The organism is Candidatus Magnetobacterium casense (assembly GCF_019173545.1).
GTDB lineage: Bacteria > Nitrospirota > Thermodesulfovibrionia > Thermodesulfovibrionales > Magnetobacteriaceae > Magnetobacterium > Magnetobacterium cryptolimnobacter.
This window is the reverse complement of record NZ_JABXWD010000788.1, coordinates 1-1,055: the sequence shown is the minus strand read 5'-3', so window position 1 is coordinate 1,055 and position 1,055 is coordinate 1. Positions and strand designations below refer to the sequence as shown.

Genomic DNA, 1,055 nt, shown 5'->3' with positions numbered 1-1,055 from the left:
TGGAGCATTTTATTCAGACTGCGGAGTACAAGAACTTGACACCGGGACCCGAGGGTGGACGTGCTCTAATGTTGAAGAAGAAGGCTGAGGATTATAAAGCGTTGGCGCAAGCCGAGATGAGGAAACAGTTCCCGGAACTGGACGAGATGATCCTTGGTGAACAGATACGTAAAATCAAAGCGATAAGAGGATACTGAGATGAGTGTCACGGTCGAGACGGTCTACAATTCTTATGGCGGGTCTGGGACGACTGGACCCTTTGCCTACGGTTTCAAGATTTTCGATGATGATGATCTCACGGTGATCCTGAGAGATACCGCCGATGCTGAGACGACACTCGTCAAGGATCTGGATTACACCGTGTACGAGGCCGGCGAAGATGATGGTGGGTACATCACCACGGCTGTTGCCATTGCTGCCGGGTATACGATAGTGCTTATCCGCACTGCCGATTATCTCAGGATGACGAACTATGCCTCGCTACAGGATTTCTCAGCCTCTGCGATCAACAACGAATTGGACAAGATCGAGCATCAAGTCCAGCAACTTTACGAGCGTACCCGGCGTGCGGTGCTGTTCAAGGCGACCAGCAACAAGCGGGACATGAACCTTCCGGACCCTGTTGCCAATTACATGATCGGTTGGGACTCATCCGGGACTGCCATGCAGAATTATCCTACCACGGCCATGACCATCCCGACGATAGATTGGCTGGGGAATTACGCCAACAGTTTCAGCGCAGCGATCACTGCCATAGGGGCCGGGTATGTTCATCTGGCGGTAACGGATGCCGTGACGGTGGCAGGTGAGGATATAGATGTTCCGGATAACATCGTGATCTGGGTGCTTTGCGGGACCATGCTCACGGTCAATGCCGGGGCATCATGGAAGGCTGACAGGATCTCGGTGGATGGTATCTTCCACTGGATAGACGCAGCGAGTGCCGGGACCATTGACCTCTCGACAAGCAATCTCCCCTACATTTACCCGGAGTATTACGGGGCGAAGATGGACGGGAGCACGGACGATTCGGCGGAACTTCTCCTTGCATTGGG

1 protein-coding gene and 1 pseudogene are annotated in these 1,055 nt (G+C 53.4%); both read left to right on the top strand.

Annotation, left to right across the window (positions count from 1 at the left end; all coding sequences use genetic code 11):
* A partial coding sequence (locus HWQ67_RS19530) for a hypothetical protein (protein WP_218254366.1) occupies positions 1-197 on the top strand: 197 nt, incomplete at its 5' end.
* A 1-nt stretch (position 198) separates the two neighbouring features.
* A pseudogene (locus HWQ67_RS19525) lies at positions 199-1,055 on the top strand (hypothetical protein); the annotation flags it as partial.